The organism is Pseudomonas sp. BIGb0176, from assembly GCF_024810175.1.
GTDB classification, from domain to species: domain Bacteria; phylum Pseudomonadota; class Gammaproteobacteria; order Pseudomonadales; family Pseudomonadaceae; genus Aquipseudomonas; species Aquipseudomonas protegens.
On the sequence record NZ_JANUEC010000007.1, the window covers coordinates 135,762 to 154,501 of the forward strand.

Genomic DNA, 18,740 nt, shown 5'->3' on the forward strand with positions numbered 1-18,740 from the left:
CAGCCCGTTTCTCCCGGTAGCTACTTCAGCCCGGCCACCCCCGCCACGATCAGCCCCACCGACACCAGCTTGACCGCCGTCAGGCTTTCTCCCAGCAGCAGGCAGCCCAGCAGCACCGTGCCCAGGGAACCGATGGCGGTCCAGATCGGGTAGGCCACGCTCACCGGCAACTCGCGCATGGCCAGGGTCAGGAAATAGATCCCGCCCACCGCCGCGACCACCGTCAGCAGCGACGGCCAGGGCCGGGTAAAGCCCTCGGCGTACTTCATGCCCATGGCGAACGTGACCTCGAAGGCCGCCGCCAGCAGCAGGAACATCCAGGCCATGGCGCCGCCCCCTCAGAAACTCTGCGCCAGGGCCAGCAGGCGCTGCTGGGCTTCGCCACAGGACTGCGCGAATCGCTCGGGCGCCGACTCCTCGCCTTCCGCCGCAACCACGGTGACGTCTTCGATACCGATAAAACCCAGGGCGGTGCGCAACCAGCGGTCCGCGTGGTTCATCGCTTCATGCTCGCCCCCCGGGCCAAAGCCGCCCCCGCCGCGGCTGGTAACGATCAACACCTTCTTGCCCTGCACCAGGGGCTGGTACTGGGCCACGCCGTTGTCCTGCTGGGTGTTGAAGGTCAGCCCCAGGCGCACGATGTGATCGACCCAGGCCTTGATCCCGCTGGGCACGCTGAAGTTGTGCATTGGCGCCGAGATCACCAGGCGCTGATGGCCAAGCAACTCCGCCACCAGTTCGTCGCTCAGGGCCAGGTCGGCCTGCATCGACAGAGGCCGCGCCTCGGGCTGTGGATAAAACGCGGCGGCGATAAAGGCTTCGCTGACGTGGGGCAAGGCACCCCGGCCAACCTCGCGCCGGGTCAACCGCCCCTGGGGATTGGCCGCTTGCCAGGCCTGGAGGAAGGCGTCGGCCAGGCGCCGGCTGTGGGAACGCTCGCCCCGTGGGCTACCGTGGATCGCAAGAACTGTACTCATCTCATCTGCCTCAGAGGGGTTGCTGATGGAGGCCTTGAAACCAAGGCCGATCCGCGCTAAAGCTAAGAGCACAGCCGCACTGCAACAAATGAACAGAATTTCTTCCAGATGAATTTATCTCAGCCATGGAGCACTCGATGTTCGCCCACCTGCCCCTCACCGCCCTGCGCACTTTCGAGTCCGCCGCGCGCCTGCTGAGTTTCAAGGCCGCCGCCGAGGACCTGTCGGTGACGCCCACCGCGGTGTCGCACCAGATCCGCAGCCTGGAGCACTGGCTGGGGGTGGCGCTGTTCGAACGACTGCCGCGCCAGGTGCGCCTGACCGAGCCCGGCCAGCGCTTGTTTCACAGCTTGCACGGTGCTCTTTTGGAAGTGACCCAGAGTGTCGATACGCTGCGGCCCACGCCCAGCAACGCCCAACTGACCGTTTCCACCACCGCGGCCTTTGCCGCCCTGTGGCTGGTGCCGCGGCTGGGGCGCTTCTATGCCCGGCACCCCGGCATCAGCCTGCGCCTGGATACCCAGTGCGAGGTGGTGGACCTGCAACAGGACGCCAGCATCGACGTGGCGATCCGCTACAGCCAGGAGGGCTACCTGGACCTGCACGGCCTGTGCCTGTTCGACGAACGTTTCGCAGTCTACGGCTCGCCCCAGCAGGTGGCCCTGGCCCGCCAGCAGGCGCCGACCCTGATCAGCGTGCACTGGCGCAACTCCCGGCTGTATGCCGACGGTTGGCAGGCCTGGTGCGCCCAGGCCGGGGAAAGCTGGTTCGATGACGCGCCGCTGATCCGCTCCTACGACGAGGAACAGTACGCCCTGCAAGCGGCCATTGCCGGCCAGGGCCTGGTCCTGGCCAGCGACATCCTGGTGTCCCAGAGCGTGGCCAGCGGCCTGCTGCAGCCCTACCGACCCGAAGTCCAGGTGGACCGCGCCGGCTACAGCGCCCTGTGCGTGCCCGGCCGCGAGCGCCATCCGCCGGTGCGCGCTTTTCTTCAATGGCTGCAGCAGGAATCATTGCTGGCCGGGCACCCGCCACTGGCACGCAGTTGACCGCCGGGCACATCCGATAAAACTTTTTGCCGCCGCCGCGACTCACAACCAAGGTAGCGATCAGGCCAACAGAGCCTGGCGTAAATCGGATTAGCCTCCAGGAGATCGAGATGAGCGACATGCATTTGTCTGATGTGAACACCCTGCGCGAACGGGCCCGCCAACACGTGGAAAACGGAGCCGTGACCGAGGGCTACAACGCCGATCGCGAGGAGATACTGCGCCTGCTCAACGAGTCGCTGGCCACCGAGCTGGTCTGTGTGTTGCGCTACAAGCGCCACTACTTCATGGCCAACGGGATCAAGGCCAGCGTCGCCGCCAGCGAGTTCCTAGAGCACGCCACCCAGGAAGCCGAGCACGCCGACAAACTGGCCGAGCGCATCGTCCAGCTCGGTGGCGAACCGGAGTTCAACCCCGACCTGCTGTCCAAGCACTCCCATGCCCAGTACGTGGCCGGCAACACCTTGAAGGAAATGGTCTACGAGGACCTGGTGGCGGAGCGCATCGCGGTCGACAGCTACCGCGAGATCATCCAGTACATCGGTGACAAGGACCCCACCACCCGCCGCCTGTTCGAAGAGATCCTGGCCCAGGAAGAAGAACACGCCGACGACATGGCAGACATCCTCAACGACCTGTAACGCCCTCTCCCCCAAGCCCGCCCTGCCTGCAGCGGCGGGCTTTTTTCTGGCCGCGCGCCCAGGCCCTTAATGAGTCGGTTTCACCGTCACCGGTGCCTTGCCCGAGCGCATCTGCTGCAACAGCGGCGCGCACTGGTTGGGCTCATCGCCGCTGGGCGCCACCAGCGCCAGCAGCCCCGCCGCCGGCCCGGCGATCACCCCCAGGGCCACCATGCCGGCACCGCGCAGTACCAGGGGCACGGCCTTGACCCCGGCACTGGGCTGGATGAACTTGCCCTGTACATAAAGCGGCGAGCGCAGGGAGAACAGGCGCAGGCCCTTGGATTCCGGAGTGATGGTCAGGTCCAGTTGCTCGCTGGCCATATTGGCGGTGCCATCGATGTAGATGATGGCGTTCTCGGTGTCGAAGACGAACAGCCGGGAAGTCGCCAGGCCGCTCTTGATGCCGAAGTCGGCCGCCGCGCAATTGATCTTCACTTCCTTGTCGCCAAACATCTTGCCGACCACATAGTTGCCGACGTTGAGCCCGGCGATTTCCATCAGGCTGCGGCTGATGGCGCCATCGTTGATCAGCATCTTCAGGTCACCGTTGGCGCTGCCCAGCAGGGCCGCCACCGAGTTGCCGCGACCGGCGATGTCGGCATCGCCATTGAGCTCGCCAAAGCTGGTCTTCATCGGTTCGAAGGTGGGGAACAGTTGCTTGAGCTTGAAATTGCGCGCCGTCAGCCTGGCCCGGCCCTCCAGCGGCGTGGTGTGGCCGTTGAGGCGGATCTGGGCGTCGAGCTTGCCGCCGGCCACGCCGAAGCGCAGGGGCTCCAGGCTGAGCTGGCCGTCGTTGAGCACCAGGTGGGTGTACAGATCGGTGAACGGCAGCTCGGCGCTGTGGACGATGCGCTTGCCGGTGAATTCCACATCGGCGTCCATGTCCCGCCAGCGCTCGGTGCGGAACTCTTCCACCGGCAGCACCTTGTCCGCCGGCTGCTTGCTCTCGCCGCCCCGGGCCTTCTGCTTGGCGTTGGAGTCGGCGCCGATCAGCGGCGCCAGGTCGCTCATCAGCAACTGGTTGGACACCAGCGCGCCACTGAGCTTGGGCCGTGGCTGGCTGGCCACGTAGGTCAGGTTGCCGTGGATGTCGCTGTCGCCGATCTTGCCGTTGAAGTCCTGGTAACTGAAGGTCGCGCCCGCCGGATCGTGCAGCTTGGCGGTCAGGTGGCCGTCGGTGGAATAGGGCGGCGAATCCGGCAGGGTCACCCCGGTCAGCGGGTAGAGGTTGCCCAGGCTGGTGCCCGCCAGCTTCAGGCGCAGATCCAGGGCGCCGAGGTTCAGCGGGTCGGTCAGGCTGCCGCGCAGCTCCACCTTGGTGTCGCCGATCTGCGCCTGGGCCTGCAGCGGAAACGGCTTGCGGGAATCCTGCAAGGCCAGCAGGCCGCCGATCTTGCCGGTGCCGGCGAGCTTCTGCCCGTGATACTGGCCCTTGACCTTGAGGGCGAAGGCATAGGCCTGGGCCTCGGCGCCTTTCTCGGCCACCTTCTTCGCTTCACTTTCACCGACGATATCGCTGAACGGGATCGGCTTGCCGAGCAGTTCCACCTGCAGGTCCAGCTGGGTCTTCAGGCTCTGGTCATCGAGGGTCACGTGGCCCTTGTCGAAACCGATGGCACCGATGTCCACCGTCCAGTTGGACGGTTCGGCGTTCGGGTCCTTGGGGTCGAACTTGAAAGTCCAGTTGGCGCGCCCGTCGGCCAGGCGCTGCAACGCGGCGTCGGGCTCGGTGAGGTCGATGCGCGGAATGCTCACCCGTTGCGCCAGCAGGGCCAGAGGCGAAATGCGCAGCTCAACCCGCTTGAGGCTGACCATCTGCGGCGCCTTGGACCAGTCCGGGTTGCCCAGGGTCAGGTCCTGGGCCACCACGTGAGGCCAGGGCACCCAGGCCCGCCAGCCACCTTCGTCAGGTTCGCGTTGCCAGACCACCGACAAATCGCCATTGATCGCGAAGGGCCGGTGCAACTCCTCGGAGACCTTGGCATTGAGCGTGGGTTTGATCCGGTTCCAATCGAAGAACGCGATCACCAGTACCAGCACCGCCAGTAGCAGGATCAGGCCAGTGATGGACCAGGCGAGAATTTTACGAGTGCGCGTCATTGCACGAGGCTCCTGAAGACAACTGAGCGCCCAACCACGACGCATCGATGAACTGCCGATGGAAAAATCACCGGCCATGAAAACTACGACTGACAAAGCCCGCGCAGGTTTAATCCGGCTACCCGATCCGCTGAAAAAACCTGCTTTCCTGATCACTCGGACAGCTTTGTGTTACCTCGAGCCGCCCCTCCCTGAAGCGGCAGTGAGTCGAAAATACCCACCCTGGTGCAAAAGCAATCGGCGTTAACGCCCGAGCTAGAGCCTTCGCGGCAAACAATCAATTCCGTTGATTATTACCATTGTGTTTATGAACTTTTATATCGATTTAGCGGCGGTAACATTAGCTCCGTACCCAATTTATCGCCCTACCAAGGAGCAACCCATCATGAAACGCCAACTTTTACTGAGCCTCGCCTTATCTGTTCTGGCTGCCAACGCCTTCGCCCTGCCAGCCGCTGAACAAGCCACCCCACAGGTCAAGGCCAGCCACAGCGTGTTCACCCAGACCCTGGCCGAAGGCGGTTCGGATCGCCTGATCGAACGCAACAAAGTCGCTGCCGACGGTTATGACCGTACTCCACAAGGCCAGAGCGTTGCCGAAGACGGCTATGATCGCACCCCTCAAGGCCAGAACGTTGCCGAAGATGGCTACGACCGTACACCTCAAGGCCAGAACGTCGCCGAAGATGGCTACGACCGCACCCCACAAGGTCAAAACGTAGCTGAAGGCGGCCGTGATCGCCTGGAAGAGAAAGGCCTGGTGGAAGATGGCTACAGCCGTACACCTCAAGGTCAGACCGTTGCCGAAGGCGGTGCTGATCGCCTGGCCGAACGTCATCAAGCTGCGAGCTGAGGCCATGCTGGCCCTGGAAAAAAGCCCGATCCCTGGATCGGGCTTTGACTTTTATAGCAGCTGCATTTTTCCCCCTGCCTCTCCCGCCTGTCTCTGACAGCAGTTCGACTCCGGCAAAGTTGATTTGCTAGAGTGCGCCGCTCCCATTGAGCAAAGAACGCCCCGCCGATGCTGCCCCGCGCCGAACAGAAGCAACAGACCCGCAACGCCCTGATGGATGCCGCCCGGCACCTGATGGAGTGTGGCCGTGGGTTTGGCAGCCTGAGCCTGCGGGAAGTGGCGAAAGCCGCGGGTATCGTGCCCACCGGTTTCTACCGGCACTTCAGCGACATGGACCAACTGGGCCTGGAACTGGTCAGCGAAGTCGGCCAGACCTTTCGCGAAACCATCCGCCTGGTGCGCCACAATGAATTCGTCATGGGCGGCATCATCGATGCCTCGGTACGCATCTTCCTCGATGTAGTGGAAGCCAAGCGCTCGCAGTTCCTGTTTCTGGCCCGAGAGCAGTACGGCGGCTCACTGCCGGTTCGCCAGGCCATCGCCACCTTGCGCGAGAACATCAGTTCGGACCTCGCCGCCGACCTCACCCTGATGCCCAAGCTCCAGCACCTGGACGCCGCCGATCTCAGCGTCATGGCCGACCTGATCGTCAAAAGCGTGTTCGCCACCCTGCCCGACATCATCGATCCCCCGGCCCAGGCCCTGCCCGAACACCTCACGCCCCAGGCCAAGATCACCCAGCAACTGCGCTTCATCTTCATCGGCCTCAAGCACTGGCAAGGCCTGGGCAGCACCGAGTAACTCGCCCGCACCACTGCCCCCTTCACACTATGCGCCCCGCTCTAGGCTGCGCGTTTGCGCCTGCCTGCCCGCCGGGCACCGGATTGCAGCAAAAACATTTCCCGCGCACCAACTCAGTGCTATAAATCAGCTCAGCGCATCAATTTGTAACAAGATGAAACAAGGTTTTGCCCCTTTTTCAGGCGCAGTTCCGGCATCGAGAAAGGGTTTTTCCTCTCCACCGAGTGATTGGCAAGGCCCTTGCTCTGGCTTGTGCATCGCTCATAGCTGGAAGCTTTCCGATGCTGGTGATCCACCGCAGAACCGCCCCCCAAGCCACCTGGTCCGCCGAACTGCACCTGACTTACGAGGCCCGCAGCAAAAGCCGCCTGCGCTGTTTCAGTGCCGCCGGTGAAGACGTCGGCCTGTTTCTGGAGCGGGGCCAGCCACCGCTGCACGATGGGGAGTTCCTGGAGGCCGAGGACGGGCGCATCGTCAAGGTCTGCGCCCGCCCGGAAGCCCTGCTGCACGTCACCTGCCGCAACGCCTTCGAACTGACCCGCGCCGCCTATCACCTGGGCAACCGCCACGTGGCCCTGCAGGTGGGTGACGGCTGGCTGCGCCTGCTGGACGACTATGTGCTCAAGGCCATGCTCGAACAGCTGGGGGCCAGCACCGCGCCCCTTGAGGCACCGTTCCAGCCCGAGCATGGCGCCTATGGCGGCGGCCACCATCATTCGCGCCACGGCGATGAAGACTTCAACTATCCGCCGCGCCTGCACCAGTTCGGCGTCCGCCCATGAACCCGGCCTGGGCCCTGCTGCGCCTGGCCAGCCCGCAGTTGCCGATTGGCGGCTACAGCTATTCCCAGGGCCTGGAAATGGCCGTGGAGCAGCAGCGGGTAAATGATCAGGCCAGCGCCCGCCGCTGGATCAGCGATCAACTGCTGCTGAACCTGGCACGCTTCGAAGCACCGCTGCTGCTCGCCCACTGCCAGGCCGCAGCCGACCAGGACTGGGCCCGCTTGCAGCAGTTGAGCGAGGAACATCGGGCCAGCCGCGAAACCCGCGAGCTTTACCAGGAAAGCCGGCAGATGGGTTATTCCCTCAAGCAACTGCTGGAGGGTTTGCCGGAACTGGACAGCGATGCCAGGGAACTGCTGACGCACCAGGACGAACCACACCTGGCCCTGGGCTGGGCCCTGGCGGCACGGGCCTGGGGCATCAGCCCGGCGGACGCCCTGGCCGCCTGGCTGTGGAGCTGGCTGGAAAACCAGCTGGCGGTGCTGATGAAGACCCTGCCCCTGGGCCAGCAGGCCGCCCAACGCCTGACCAGCGAGCTGCTGCCCCTGTTGCAGCAAGCCCAGCACCACGCCGCGAACCTTGACCCCAACCATCATGGCAGCGCCGCTTTCGGCCTGTCCCTGGCGAGCATGGCCCATGAGCGCCAGTACAGCCGCCTGTTCCGTTCCTAGGAGAAACTCATGAACGCACAACCTCTGCGCGTCGGCATCGGCGGCCCGGTGGGCTCCGGTAAAACCGCCCTGACCCTGGCCCTGTGCCTGGCCCTGCGCGAGCGCTACAACCTGGCGGTGGTGACCAACGATATCTACACCCGCGAAGACGCCGACTTCCTGGTACGCAATGAGGCCCTGGCGCCGGAACGGATCATCGGCGTGGAAACCGGCGGCTGCCCGCACACCGCGATCCGCGAAGACGCCTCGATCAATCTGGAAGCGGTGGACCAGTTGAACCGGCGCTTTCCCGGGCTCGACCTGATCCTGGTGGAGTCCGGCGGCGACAACCTCTCGGCCACCTTCAGCCCCGAACTCTCCGATCTGACCATCTATGTGATCGACGTTTCCGCCGGTGACAAGCTGCCGCGCAAGGGCGGTCCGGGCATCTGCAAATCCGACCTGCTGGTGATCAACAAGATCGACCTGGCGCCGCTGGTGGGAGCCTCCCTGGAGATGATGAACAGCGATACCCAGCGCATGCGCGGCGGCAAGCCGTTCGTCTTCAGCAACCAGAAAACCGGCCAGGGCCTGGCGGACATCATCGCCTTCATCGAACGCCAGGGCCTGCTCACCGCTGCCTGATCCCCGCCCCCAATCCGCTCAACAAGGAAAGCCACTCCATGACCCTAAAACGCATCCTCGGGGCCCTGGCCCTGCTGCTGACCCCGGCCCTGGCCATCGCCCACCCGGGCCATGGCGACAACGGCCTGATGGCCGGTATCAGCCACCCCATCAGCGGCCTCGACCACCTGCTGGCCATGCTCGCTGTCGGCCTGTGGGCCGCCCAGCAGCAAGGCGCCGCGCGCTGGGCGCTGCCTTGCACCTTCGTCGGCACCATGCTGATCGGTGGTGTGCTGGGCTTCGAGGGCCTGGAGTTGCCGGCCCTGGAAAGCGGCATCGCCGCTTCGGTATTGGCCCTGGGCCTGGCCGTGGCCCTGGCCGTGCGCCCGCCCCTGAGCCTGGCGATTGCCGCCACCGCGCTGTTTGCCCTGTTCCATGGCGTGGCCCACGGCCTGGAACTGCCGGACATGTCCAACCCTTGGGCCTATGCCGCCGGTTTTGTGGCGGCCACTGCGGCCCTGCATGCCGCCGGCTATGCCGTGGTACGGGTACTGCCTCAGGCGGCAGCGCCGCTGGTGCGCCTGGCCGGTGCGGCCTCGGCCGCTACGGGCGTGTGGTTGCTGGCAGGCTGATCCCTGCTTCATCTGCAGGAGCCGGCTTGCCGGCGAAGGCGGTCTTGCGGGCCTCCTTCGCTGGCAAGCCAGCTCCTGCCAGCAGGTCGTGCTCGGCGGGCAAGCCGCCTTGTGGGGCTTCTCTGGTAACATGTCGCGCATTCAAAACTGCCGTGACGACGCCAGCCAATGCCCGATGTATCCCGCTCCGCCACCTCGCCTGAATCGAGCGCTCTGTTCAACGCCATGCAGCAGCATTTCCACAAGGTGATAGTGCCGCTGTGGCAAGGCCCGGGCTGGAATCCGCAGTTGGCGCTGCCCTATGAGGCGCTGGACGCCGAGCATCGGCCGCTGCCGCCGCAGCGCTATCGAGCCATGGCCTGTGCCCGGCAGTTGTATCTGTTCTCCCAATTGATCGGCGATGCCGCCGCGCCCTTTGCCCAGGAGCGCGCCGCCGCGCTGTTTCGCTCGCTGCAGCGGCACTTCCACGACGCCGAGCACGGTGGCTGGTTCTACAGCATCGACCCCGAAGGCGCGCCGCTGGATAGGCGCAAGGACCTCTACACCCACGCCTTCATCCTCTTCGCCTGCGCTCACTACTGGGCCAAGGTCCGCGAGCCGTTGGTGGAGTCGGTGCTCAACGCCGCCCTGGAAGTGGTAGCCCAGCGCTTCGCCCGCGGCGACGGGCTCTACGAAGCCAGCCTCGCCGAGGACTGGTCCATATTGGGTTCGGGGCCGCTGCAAAATCCACTGATGCACCTGGCCGAAGCCTTTCTCGCGATCCTGGCCGTACGCGAGGACGCTGCGGTGCAAGCCGCGTTGCTGGACCTGTGCCAGGCCATGCAGCAGCAGTTCATCGACCCCCAGCACGGGGTGATGATGGAGAAGCCCCTGGGAGCTGTGGATAACTGGTTCGAGCCGGGGCACCAGTTCGAGTGGTACTTCCTGCTGGCCTCGTCACAGTTACTGCGCGGCAGCGCCCTGCACGCTTGCGTGGAACGAGCCTTCGCCTTTACCGAGCAACTGGGAGTCGAGCCCGAGAGCGGCGCCGTGTGCGCCATGCTCGAACTGCCGCCCCGAGCCGGCGTCAAGGACGCCACCCAGCGCATCTGGGCCCAGGCCGAATACCTGCGTGCCCTGACCTTGCGCCCGGCTGGCCAGGCGCCCTTGCTGCGTCAGCTAAAAGCGCTGCAAGCGCATTTCCTGCATGCAGGGGGCTGGAATGAATGCCTGGATGCCAACGGCGCGGTCAGCCGGCGGGATATGCCCTCGACCACGCCTTATCACCTGGCGACCTGCTATCGCGGGCTGGCGGAATATTTTGCCTGAGGCCCTTGGCCGGCAAGCCGGCTCCTACGCGGTGTTGTAGGAGCCGGCTTGCCGGCGAAACAGGCGCCGCCCCTCAAGCGATCCACTTGCGATCCCCGGTAAAGCTGATGGTCAGCCAGCGCGCTGCGTCGGCCTCTCCCAACTGGCTGGAAATCTCCTCGCGCAAGCGGTCCAGAGTCGCCACATCCTGCAGCGGATAGTGCGCCGGCAAGACGATATGGATCTCGATAAACCGCGCCCGACCGTGCTTCTGCACGTAGCTGATGTAGTCGTCGAAACCATGGGCGGCCTTGGCCTGCTCCATCACATTGCGGACCTTTTCGTCCAACTGGTCCGGGGCGATCCCCAGCACATCACGCAGGGCCGGGCGCAGGATCTTCAGCGCCGGCGGCAACATGCTCAGGGCCAGCAGGATCAGGATCGCCGGGTCGACATACACCGCCCACTGGCCGTGCCCGTACTGCTTGAGCAGCAAGGCGATGATGAAGCTCACCAGCAGCCCCACCGATAGCATCGCGTCCACCAGCCAGCTGATGTTGTCGAACTGGATCAGCGACGACTTGAGCTTGCGGTTACGCCGGCGCACGTAGAAGAAGTAGGCGAACTCCGCCACGGCGAAAAACGCTGCATAGAAAATCACCAGCCCCAGCTCGACCTCGCGGCCACCGTTGATGATGCCGAACACCCCATTGAGGAAGGCGTAGATGGCGATCAGCATCAGGAAGCTGCCTTCGATCAGCAGCACCATGGGTTCCAGGTGCCAGAAGCCGAACTGGAAACGGTGGTTGCTTTCCTTGGCGATCAGCTTGGCGGTGATCAGCATCAGGACCTTGATGAAGGTGGCGATCAGCGAAAAAAATCCATCGAACAGGATGGATTGGGCGCCAGAAACAAAACCCGTGACGATACCGGCGATCGCCACGGCGAACATCAGTACGGTCGATTGTTTGAGCAGAGCCTGCTCACCTCGGTTACTCACGATTCCTCCTATCGAACTTCAAAAACGCCGCCTCGTGTGAGGCAGCGGCGAAATTTCTGGCGGGAATTCTAACCTGTCAGGGCTGACCACAAGCTGAAACGAATCAGCTTATGTGTATCCGAGTACAACTGTAGCCGCTGCCGAGCGATGGCGAGGCTGCGACCGCCTCCGCAGGAGGCGCAAGATCTTGCGGGCGCTGGAGGGCCCTGCGGCCCTGTCGCAGCCTGCGGCAGCGGCTACAGGGGGCTCATGACTTGGCGTTGCGTTCGATGGCGAAACCGGCCCAGGTCTGGCTCACAGGCATCAGCTCCAGGCTGTTGATGTTGACGTGTGCCGGGGTATTGAGCACCCAGAAAATGGTGTCGGCGATGTCCTCGGGCTGGATTGGCTCGGCCCCGGCGTAGGTGGCGTCGTAGCGTGCCTGGTCACCGGCGAAGCGCACCAGGGAGAACTCGCTTTCGCACAGCCCCGGCTCGATGTTGGTGACGCGCACGCCGGTGCCCTGCAGGTCGCAGCGCAGGTTCAGGGAGAACTGTTTGACGAAGGCCTTGCTCGCGCCATAGACGTGGCTGCCCGGGTACGGGTAGTTGCCGGCGATGGAGCCCAGGTTGACGATGCCTGCGCCGCGGCCATGGGCGATCAACCGTGGCAGCAGCAGGCGGGTGCTGTACATCAGGCCCTTGATGTTGGTGTCGACCATGGTGTCCCAGTCATCCAGGTCGCACTTGGGCGCCGGGTCCACGCCCAGGGCCAGGCCGGCGTTGTTGATCAGCCCGCGCAGCTTGCTGAACGAAGGCGGCAACTGGGCGATGGCCTCTTCCATAGCCTTGCGGTCGCGCACATCGAGCACCAGGCCATGCACCTCGGTCTGTTTGGACAGCTCCGCGCACAGGGCGCTGAGGCGCTCCTCGCGGCGGCCGGTCAGTACCAGGGACCAGCCGGCTGCGGCAAAGCGCCGGGCGCAGGCTTCGCCAAAACCGGAAGTCGCGCCCGTAATGAACAGTGTGGAAGTCATGGTGTTCTCCTTGCTGGGTGGCGAGCCGCCGTTTCGATAAAAAACGCTTCGCAGCATGCCCGGGCCGGCTCCTACCGGCAACCGCGCCGTTGGCCGTAAAGAGCCGCAAGCGGTGAGCGCGCCCGATGCTCGCTGTACAAAAAACACTCACCAGGCGCCAAGCCACGGGTTACATGGCCTGCAGCCATGTGCACGCACCTTATCCACAGGCCGGTCCACAGTCTTTGGGGGCAAGTGCAAAGGGCTGAAAGCCGCTATCCACAGGGCCTGCGCGGGTCCAGCAGAAGTTTTTTGCTTGACCCGGACCGCGGGTCCATGCAGCCGGCCCGGGCAAAGATGACCGCACGGTCAAGGTTGACAAGGCCAGAGGCCAGTAACTACGCCGCTCAGAGCCGTCTTTCCAGAGTTTAATCACAGACTTATCCACAGGCTTATCCCAACCCTTTTCCAGGTACAGCTGCGACAATAAAAAGGTTGACAAGCGCACCTTCAGCTCCCATAAAAAGCACCGATCAAAAAACAACCAATCGCCTGCAAGCCACGTGGTTAAAGGCCTGCAGCCAGCTACACCCACGTTACCCACAGCCCGCTCCACAGCAAACGGGGACAAGTCAAAACAGTGGAAAAACAACTGTTTGCAGCGTCTTTATGCCGCGTTAAAGCAGCTTGCCAGGAATGTTTTCCACAATTACCGGACACAGGCTTGGTGCAGGCGCAAAGCGCCAGTCGGCGCTCGGTGAAATCAGAAAGGCGGTCAGGCGGCCCCCTTCGCTGGCAAGCCAGCGCCTACAGGGGAGGACGGGATGGGGTGGGCATAACAATGCCCCGGCGGCGCGGGCCGGCGGGGCATGCTTTATCCACAGAGCGGACGGTCAGTGGCCGCCCAGGTAAGCGTTGCGCACCTCCTCGTTGACCAGCAGTTCCTTGCCGGTGCCGCTCAGGCGGATCTCGCCGTTGACCATCACGTAGGCGCGGTCCGAGAGCTTCAGCGCGTGGTTGGCGTTCTGCTCCACCAGGAAGATGGTCATGCCGGTGGCCGCCAACTCCCTCAAGGTGGCGAAGATCTGCTTCACCACGATCGGCGCCAGGCCCAGGCTCGGCTCATCCAGCAGCAGCAACTTGGGCCGGCTCATCAATGCCCGGGCAATGGCCAGCATCTGCTGCTCGCCGCCAGACATGGTCATGGCCCGCTGGGTACGCCGTTCCTTGAGGCGGGGAAACAGCTCGAACATGCGCTGCATGTCCTCATTGGCGTACTTGTCGCCAATGGGGATGGTGCCCATCAGCAGGTTTTCCTCCACGGTCATGTCGGGGAACACCCGACGCCCTTCCGGGGACTGGGCGATACCGTTGGAGGCGATGTAGTGGGACGACTTGTGGGTGATGTCCACACCGCGATAGAGAATCTGCCCGGACTCCGCCCGGGGCTGGCCGAAGATCGACATCAGCAGGGTCGACTTGCCGGCGCCGTTGGAGCCGATCAGGCTCACGGTTTCCCCTTCGTTGATGTGCAGCGAGACTTTCTTCAGGGCCTGGATCGGGCCGTAGTACACGTCCAGGTCCTTGAGTTCGAGGATAGGTTGAGTCATGCCAGCTCCTCTTCGTCGGCACCCAGGTAGGCGGCAATCACTTTCGGATCATTGCGGATCGCCTCCGGGCCGCCCTCGGCGATCACGTTGCCGTGGTCGAGCACCACGATGTGGTCGGAAATACTCATCACCATGCCCATGTCGTGTTCGATCAGCACCACGGTCAGGTCGTGCTCGTCGCGCAGCAGCCGGATCATTGCGCTCAGCGCCTCGGTTTCCTGGGGGTTGAGGCCGGCGGCCGGCTCGTCGAGGCAGATGATCTGCGGCCGGGTGCACATGGCCCGGGCGATCTCCAGGCGCCGTTGCTGGCCGTAGGACAACTCGCCGGCCAGGCGGTTGGCGCAGTCCACCAGGTCCACCACCTCCAGCCAGTAGAAGGCATGGTCCAGGGCGGCGCTTTCCGCCTTGCGGTAGCCCTTGGTGTTGAGGATGCCCGCCAGCAGGTTGCGGTTGACCCACATGTGCTGGGCCACCAGCAAGTTTTCCACCACGGACATTTCCTTGAACAGGCGAATGTTCTGGAAGGTCCGCGCCAGGCCGGCGCGGTTCACCAGGTGGGTGCCGCCGAACATCTTGTAGTACAGGCGGCTGGCGAAGCTTTTCGGCGAGACGAAGTCGGTGGCGCGAAAGGGCTCGCCCAGGAGCTTGATGACGTTGGTCTGCCGGCCCCGGGTATTGAGCTCGATGCGCCCGCCGGAGGCCTTGTAGAAGCCGGTCAGGCAGTTGAACACCGTGGTCTTGCCGGCGCCGTTGGGGCCGATCAGGGCGAAGATCGAGTTGCGCTTGACCTTCAGGCTGACGTCGCTGAGGGCCTTGATGCCACCGAAGTGCATCATCAGGTTTTCGACCGAAAGAATGTATTCGCTCATGGCGCGTTCCCCTCAGTCAGAGCACCTTTGCGTGGAGTGACGCCAGTACGGCTGATGCGGATCAGCCCTCGCGGTCGCCAGATCATCATCAACACCATGAGAATGCCGAACAGCAGCACCCGGTACTCGGAGAAGCTGCGCAGCAACTCCGGCGCCACAGTCAGCACGAAGGCCGCGATCACCACGCCCACCGTCGAGCCCATGCCCCCCAGCACCACGATGGCCAGGATCAGCGCCGATTCGAAGAAGGTGAACGACGACGGGTTGACGAAGCCCTGGTAGCTGGCGAAGAACACCCCGGCCAGGCCGGCGGTGGAAGCACCGATGGTGAAGGCCGAGAGTTTGACCAGCACATGGTTCAGGCCCATGGCGCGGCAGGCGATCTCGTCTTCACGCAGGGCTTCCCAGGCCCGCCCCACGGGCATGCGGGTCAGCCGGTGCTTGATGTAGAGCACCAGCAGCACCACCAGGAACAGCACGATGTAGATGAACAGGAACTTCAGGTTGGGGTTGTATTCCAGGCCGAAGAACTCATGAAACGGCACCCCGCCGTCCTTGGCCTTGCGGCCGAACTCCAGGCCCAGGAAAGTCGGCGACGGTACCGGCATGCCGTTGGGGCCACCGGTGAAGGACAGCCAGTTATTGAGCACCAGGCGGATGATCTCGCCAAAGCCCAGGGTCACGATGGCCAGGTAGTCGCCGTGCATCCTCAGCACCGGGAAGCCCAATATGCACCCCGCCAGGGCCGCGGCAATCGCCGCCAGGGGCAGCACGCTCCAGAATCCCAGGCCCAGGTACTGGTAGCCCAGGGCCAGGCCGTAGGCGCCGATGGCGTAGAACGCCACGTAGCCCAGGTCCAGCAGGCCCGCCAGCCCCACCACGATGTTCAGCCCCAGGCCCAGCAGTACGTATATCAACCCGAGAATGACCACGGTCAGCAGGTACTTGTTGGCGAAGAACGGAAACACGATGGCGATCACGATCAGGGCCGGGATGATCCAGCGCAGCCGCGACTTGTAGTCCGGCGCCAGCACATGCACGCCGGAGCCGGTGCTTTCAAAGCCCTGGAGAATCTTCAGGCCCTTGGGGGTTTGCAGGAACAGGCTCAGGGCCAGCCGGCCGGCCATGACAATGGCTACCAGCCAGGCCACGCGAGTCGGCTGCAGGTTGAAACTGTAGCCATCGAGCACCACACCCACGATGGGGCCAAACACGATCAGCGAGATCAGCCCGGCCAGCACGGCGTCGATGACGCTCTTTTTGATATCAATCGGTTTATTGGCAGCAGACATACTTACACCTTCGCCACGAGTGGGCGACCCAGCAGGCCTTGGGGACGGAAGATCAGGATCAGCACCAGCAGCGAGAAACTGAACACGTCTTTGTAGTCGGAGTTGATCAAGCCGGAGAACAGCGACTCGGAGATGCCGAGGATGATCCCGCCGAGCATCGCCCCAGGCAGCGAGCCGATGCCGCCGAGTACCGCCGCGGTGAACGCCTTGATGCCGATGACGAAGCCGGCATAGAAGTCGAACGTGCCGTAGTTCATGGTGATCAGCACCCCGGCCAGGGCCGCCATGGCCGCGCCGATGACGAACACGTAGGAGATCACCCGGTCGGTGTTGATGCCGAGGATCGAGGCCATCTTGCGGTCTTGCTGGGTGGCCCGGCACATACGCCCGAGCTTGGTGTACTTGATGATGTAGGTGAGCAGCGCCATGCCGGCGAACGCCGCCACCAGGATGAAGATCTTGGTGTAGGTGAGCTGCACGAAGCCTGTGCCGATATCGACTTTCCAGGCCCCGGCCAGCAGGGTCGGAACCCCTTGCTGCTTGGCGCCCTGGCTGATCTGCGCGTAGTTCTGCAGGATCAGCGAAATGCCGATGGCGCTGATCAGCGGCGCCAGGCGGGTGGAGTTGCGCAGGGGTTTGTAGGCCACGCGCTCGATGACCCAGCCATAGATCCCCGTCACCACGACGGTGAAGATCAGCGTGCCGAGAATGAGTAGCGGGAAGGATTCAATGCCGAAATAGGCCAGCAGAGCCAGACTGATTGCCGCGAGGTAGGCGGAAATCATGTAAACCTCGCCGTGGGCGAAGTTGATCATGCCGATGATGCCATAGACCATTGTGTAGCCGATGGCGATCAGACCGTAGACGGACCCGAGGGTCAGCCCATTGATCAGTTGCTGCAGGAAAATACCATCCATAACGCAATCTCACGGACTTGAGAGACTGCACAGGCCGTCGACGCCGGACAGGGATCACCCGTCTGCGCAACACGTCCGTTGTGCAGCTCTACGAGAAAAGGCAAGTACTGCACGAGCAGGGACCGGTACCAGGGGGTGGTACCGGCCCGTTCGGACTCATGTCACTTCTGTTTTTCCAGCTGGTGGTACTTGCCGTCCTTGTCCCACTGATAGACCACGTAGTCGGAAACCTTGAGGTCACCCTTGGCGTCCCAGGACTTCTCGCCCATCACGGTTTTCACCGGATTGGCCTTGAGCCATTTGGCCGCATCTTCGCCCTTGTTGGACTTGGCGCCGCCGAAGCCGGCCGCCAGGGCCTGGATCGAGGCATAAGCGTACAGGGTATAGCCCTCGGGCTCGGTGCCGGCCTTGCGGAAGGCATCCACCACAGCCTTGCTGTCCGGCAGCAGGCGCGGGTCGGCGCCGAAGGTCATGTACACGCCGTCAACGTATTGCGGGCCACCGGCGGTGGTCACCAATTCGTCGGTAACGATGCCGTCGTCGGACATGAACTTGACGTCCTTCAGGCCCTGCTCGCGCAGTTGGCGTACCAGCGGACCGGCTTCCGGATGCAGGCCGCCGAAGTACACCACGTCGGCGCCGGCGGCGCGGATCTTGGTCACCACGGCGCTGAAGTCTTTCTCGCCACGGGTCAGGCCCTCGTACAGCACCGGGGTCACGCCGCGCTTGGTCAACTGTGCCTTGGTGGCATCCGCCAGGCCCTGGCCGTAGGTGTCCTTGTCGTGCAGCACCACGACTTTCTTGCCCTTGAGCACATCGATGATGTAGTCACCGGCGACGATGCCCTGCTGGTCGTCACGCCCGCACATGCGGAACATCGCGGAGAGGCCACGCTCGGTGACCTGGGGGTTGGTGGAGCCCGGGGTGATGGCAATCACACCGGCGTCGCTGTACACCTCGGAAGCCGGAATGGTCGACGAGGAGCAGAAGTGCCCGACCACGCCGGCCACCTTGTCCTGGTCCACCAGGCGGTTGGCCACTGCCACCGCCTGCTTGGGTTCACAGGCGTCGTCGCCCTTGACCAGGACGATCTTCTCGCCGTTGACCCCGCCCTTGGCGTTGATCTCGTCAGCCGCTGCCTGTGCACCCTTCATGTACTGCTCGCCAAATGCCGCGTTGGCGCCTGTCATGGGACCCGCTACACCGATCTTCAGGTCGGCTTGAGCAAACGCAGAAACACCCAGCGCAGTTGCCACTGCGAGGGCCAGAAAGCCTTTCTTGTAAAACGTCTGGGACATGAGGTGGTGCTCCAAGGTTTTTTTAGTTGGCACTGCGACTTCACTAAGGTTGCTCAGAGCAAGCGCCGTGCCAGTGGTTTTTTATTCTGAAAAAAGTCGCTGTCTTATTGTTATTTCGACTGTTTCGAGCCCTTTTTCATTGGGCGTGCAACCGTCTAAACCGCGGAAGGTAAAACCCTACTTTTTAATGGGCGCAACCCATGCGTGCCATCATTGCAACCGCGACACAATTCAACGTGCAACCCTGCTGTAACAGCTCGCGTCACCGAACTGCACACTGCTGGTGCGAGACTGCTACGAGCCGCACCATTACAGGCTAGTC

General features: G+C 63.6%; 19 protein-coding genes. 9 read left to right on the top strand and 10 right to left on the bottom strand.

The genetic code is table 11. The annotated features are described in order from the left end of the window. Positions 1 to 20: 20 nt before the first annotated feature. Both M2395_RS30775 and M2395_RS30780 read right to left on the bottom strand, forming a co-directional pair. On the bottom strand, positions 21 to 326 hold the full coding sequence (locus M2395_RS30775) for a multidrug efflux SMR transporter (RefSeq protein ID WP_011058984.1): 306 nt from the start codon (positions 324 to 326) through the stop codon (positions 21 to 23). A gap of 12 nt (positions 327 to 338) precedes the next feature. Continuing rightward, complete coding sequence (locus M2395_RS30780) at positions 339 to 977, bottom strand: FMN-dependent NADH-azoreductase (protein WP_072452016.1); 639 nt, start codon at positions 975 to 977, stop codon at positions 339 to 341. A gap of 125 nt (positions 978 to 1,102) precedes the next feature. On the opposite strand from M2395_RS30780, the gene M2395_RS30785 reads away from it, so the two are divergent. Both M2395_RS30785 and M2395_RS30790 read left to right on the top strand, forming a co-directional pair. Further along, positions 1,103 to 2,026 carry a LysR substrate-binding domain-containing protein gene (locus M2395_RS30785; RefSeq protein ID WP_185057799.1) on the top strand — a complete coding sequence of 308 codons (924 nt, stop codon included), beginning with the start codon at positions 1,103 to 1,105 and terminating at the stop codon, positions 2,024 to 2,026. Positions 2,027 to 2,136: 110 nt separating this feature from the next. Further along, a complete protein-coding gene (locus M2395_RS30790; protein WP_015633957.1) occupies positions 2,137 to 2,667 on the top strand; it encodes a bacterioferritin in 531 nt (176 codons plus the stop codon). Positions 2,668 to 2,733: 66 nt separating this feature from the next. On the opposite strand, the gene M2395_RS30795 is transcribed toward M2395_RS30790, so the two are convergent. Beyond that, the gene (locus M2395_RS30795) at positions 2,734 to 4,809 is read right to left on the bottom strand and encodes an AsmA family protein (protein WP_015633956.1); all 2,076 of its coding nucleotides are present in this window, start codon (positions 4,807 to 4,809) and stop codon (positions 2,734 to 2,736) included. Positions 4,810 to 5,194: 385 nt separating this feature from the next. On the opposite strand from M2395_RS30795, the gene M2395_RS30800 reads away from it, so the two are divergent. From M2395_RS30800 to M2395_RS30830, 7 genes are all read left to right on the top strand, one after another. After that, positions 5,195 to 5,662, top strand: coding sequence for a hypothetical protein (locus M2395_RS30800; protein ID WP_011058979.1), 468 nt, complete (start codon positions 5,195 to 5,197; stop codon positions 5,660 to 5,662). A gap of 168 nt (positions 5,663 to 5,830) precedes the next feature. Continuing rightward, positions 5,831 to 6,463: a TetR family transcriptional regulator gene (locus M2395_RS30805; protein WP_011058978.1), complete on the top strand. Its 633-nt coding sequence runs from the start codon at positions 5,831 to 5,833 to the stop codon at positions 6,461 to 6,463. Positions 6,464 to 6,744: 281 nt separating this feature from the next. Further along, the gene (gene ureE, locus M2395_RS30810; RefSeq protein ID WP_015633955.1) at positions 6,745 to 7,245 is read left to right on the top strand and encodes an urease accessory protein UreE; all 501 of its coding nucleotides are present in this window, start codon (positions 6,745 to 6,747) and stop codon (positions 7,243 to 7,245) included. Then, the gene (locus M2395_RS30815; protein ID WP_011058976.1) at positions 7,242 to 7,916 is read left to right on the top strand and encodes an urease accessory protein UreF; all 675 of its coding nucleotides are present in this window, start codon (positions 7,242 to 7,244) and stop codon (positions 7,914 to 7,916) included. Before ureE ends, M2395_RS30815 begins: the two co-directional genes overlap by 4 nt. A 9-nt stretch (positions 7,917 to 7,925) precedes the next feature. Further along, complete coding sequence (ureG, locus tag M2395_RS30820; RefSeq protein ID WP_011058975.1) at positions 7,926 to 8,540, top strand: urease accessory protein UreG; 615 nt, start codon at positions 7,926 to 7,928, stop codon at positions 8,538 to 8,540. Between the two features lie 38 nt (positions 8,541 to 8,578). Further along, a complete protein-coding gene (locus M2395_RS30825; RefSeq protein ID WP_123431194.1) occupies positions 8,579 to 9,151 on the top strand; it encodes a HupE/UreJ family protein in 573 nt (190 codons plus the stop codon). Between the two features lie 168 nt (positions 9,152 to 9,319). Beyond that, entirely contained in the window at positions 9,320 to 10,459 is a 1,140-nt protein-coding gene (locus tag M2395_RS30830; RefSeq protein WP_053148795.1) for an AGE family epimerase/isomerase, read from the top strand. Between the two features lie 73 nt (positions 10,460 to 10,532). On the opposite strand, the gene M2395_RS30835 is transcribed toward M2395_RS30830, so the two are convergent. The 7 genes from M2395_RS30835 to M2395_RS30865 form a co-directional block, all read right to left on the bottom strand. Further along, positions 10,533 to 11,438 (bottom strand): cation diffusion facilitator family transporter, encoded by a 906-nt coding sequence (locus M2395_RS30835; protein ID WP_011058972.1) that lies wholly within the window; start codon positions 11,436 to 11,438, stop codon positions 10,533 to 10,535. A 247-nt stretch (positions 11,439 to 11,685) separates the two neighbouring features. Then, on the bottom strand, positions 11,686 to 12,453 hold the full coding sequence (locus M2395_RS30840) for an SDR family oxidoreductase (protein ID WP_041115482.1): 768 nt from the start codon (positions 12,451 to 12,453) through the stop codon (positions 11,686 to 11,688). Positions 12,454 to 13,325: 872 nt separating this feature from the next. Then, the gene (locus M2395_RS30845) at positions 13,326 to 14,042 is read right to left on the bottom strand and encodes an ABC transporter ATP-binding protein (RefSeq protein WP_011058970.1); all 717 of its coding nucleotides are present in this window, start codon (positions 14,040 to 14,042) and stop codon (positions 13,326 to 13,328) included. Next, a complete protein-coding gene (locus tag M2395_RS30850) occupies positions 14,039 to 14,911 on the bottom strand; it encodes an ATP-binding cassette domain-containing protein (protein WP_011058969.1) in 873 nt (290 codons plus the stop codon). Before M2395_RS30850 ends, M2395_RS30845 begins: the two co-directional genes overlap by 4 nt. Further along, positions 14,908 to 16,203 carry a high-affinity branched-chain amino acid ABC transporter permease LivM gene (gene livM, locus M2395_RS30855; protein ID WP_015633950.1) on the bottom strand — a complete coding sequence of 432 codons (1,296 nt, stop codon included), beginning with the start codon at positions 16,201 to 16,203 and terminating at the stop codon, positions 14,908 to 14,910. Before livM ends, M2395_RS30850 begins: the two co-directional genes overlap by 4 nt. A 2-nt stretch (positions 16,204 to 16,205) precedes the next feature. Next, on the bottom strand, positions 16,206 to 17,120 hold the full coding sequence (locus M2395_RS30860) for an ABC transporter permease subunit (protein ID WP_011058967.1): 915 nt from the start codon (positions 17,118 to 17,120) through the stop codon (positions 16,206 to 16,208). Positions 17,121 to 17,281: 161 nt separating this feature from the next. Further along, on the bottom strand, positions 17,282 to 18,418 hold the full coding sequence (locus M2395_RS30865) for a branched-chain amino acid ABC transporter substrate-binding protein (RefSeq protein ID WP_011058966.1): 1,137 nt from the start codon (positions 18,416 to 18,418) through the stop codon (positions 17,282 to 17,284). Positions 18,419 to 18,740: the final 322 nt, after the last annotated feature.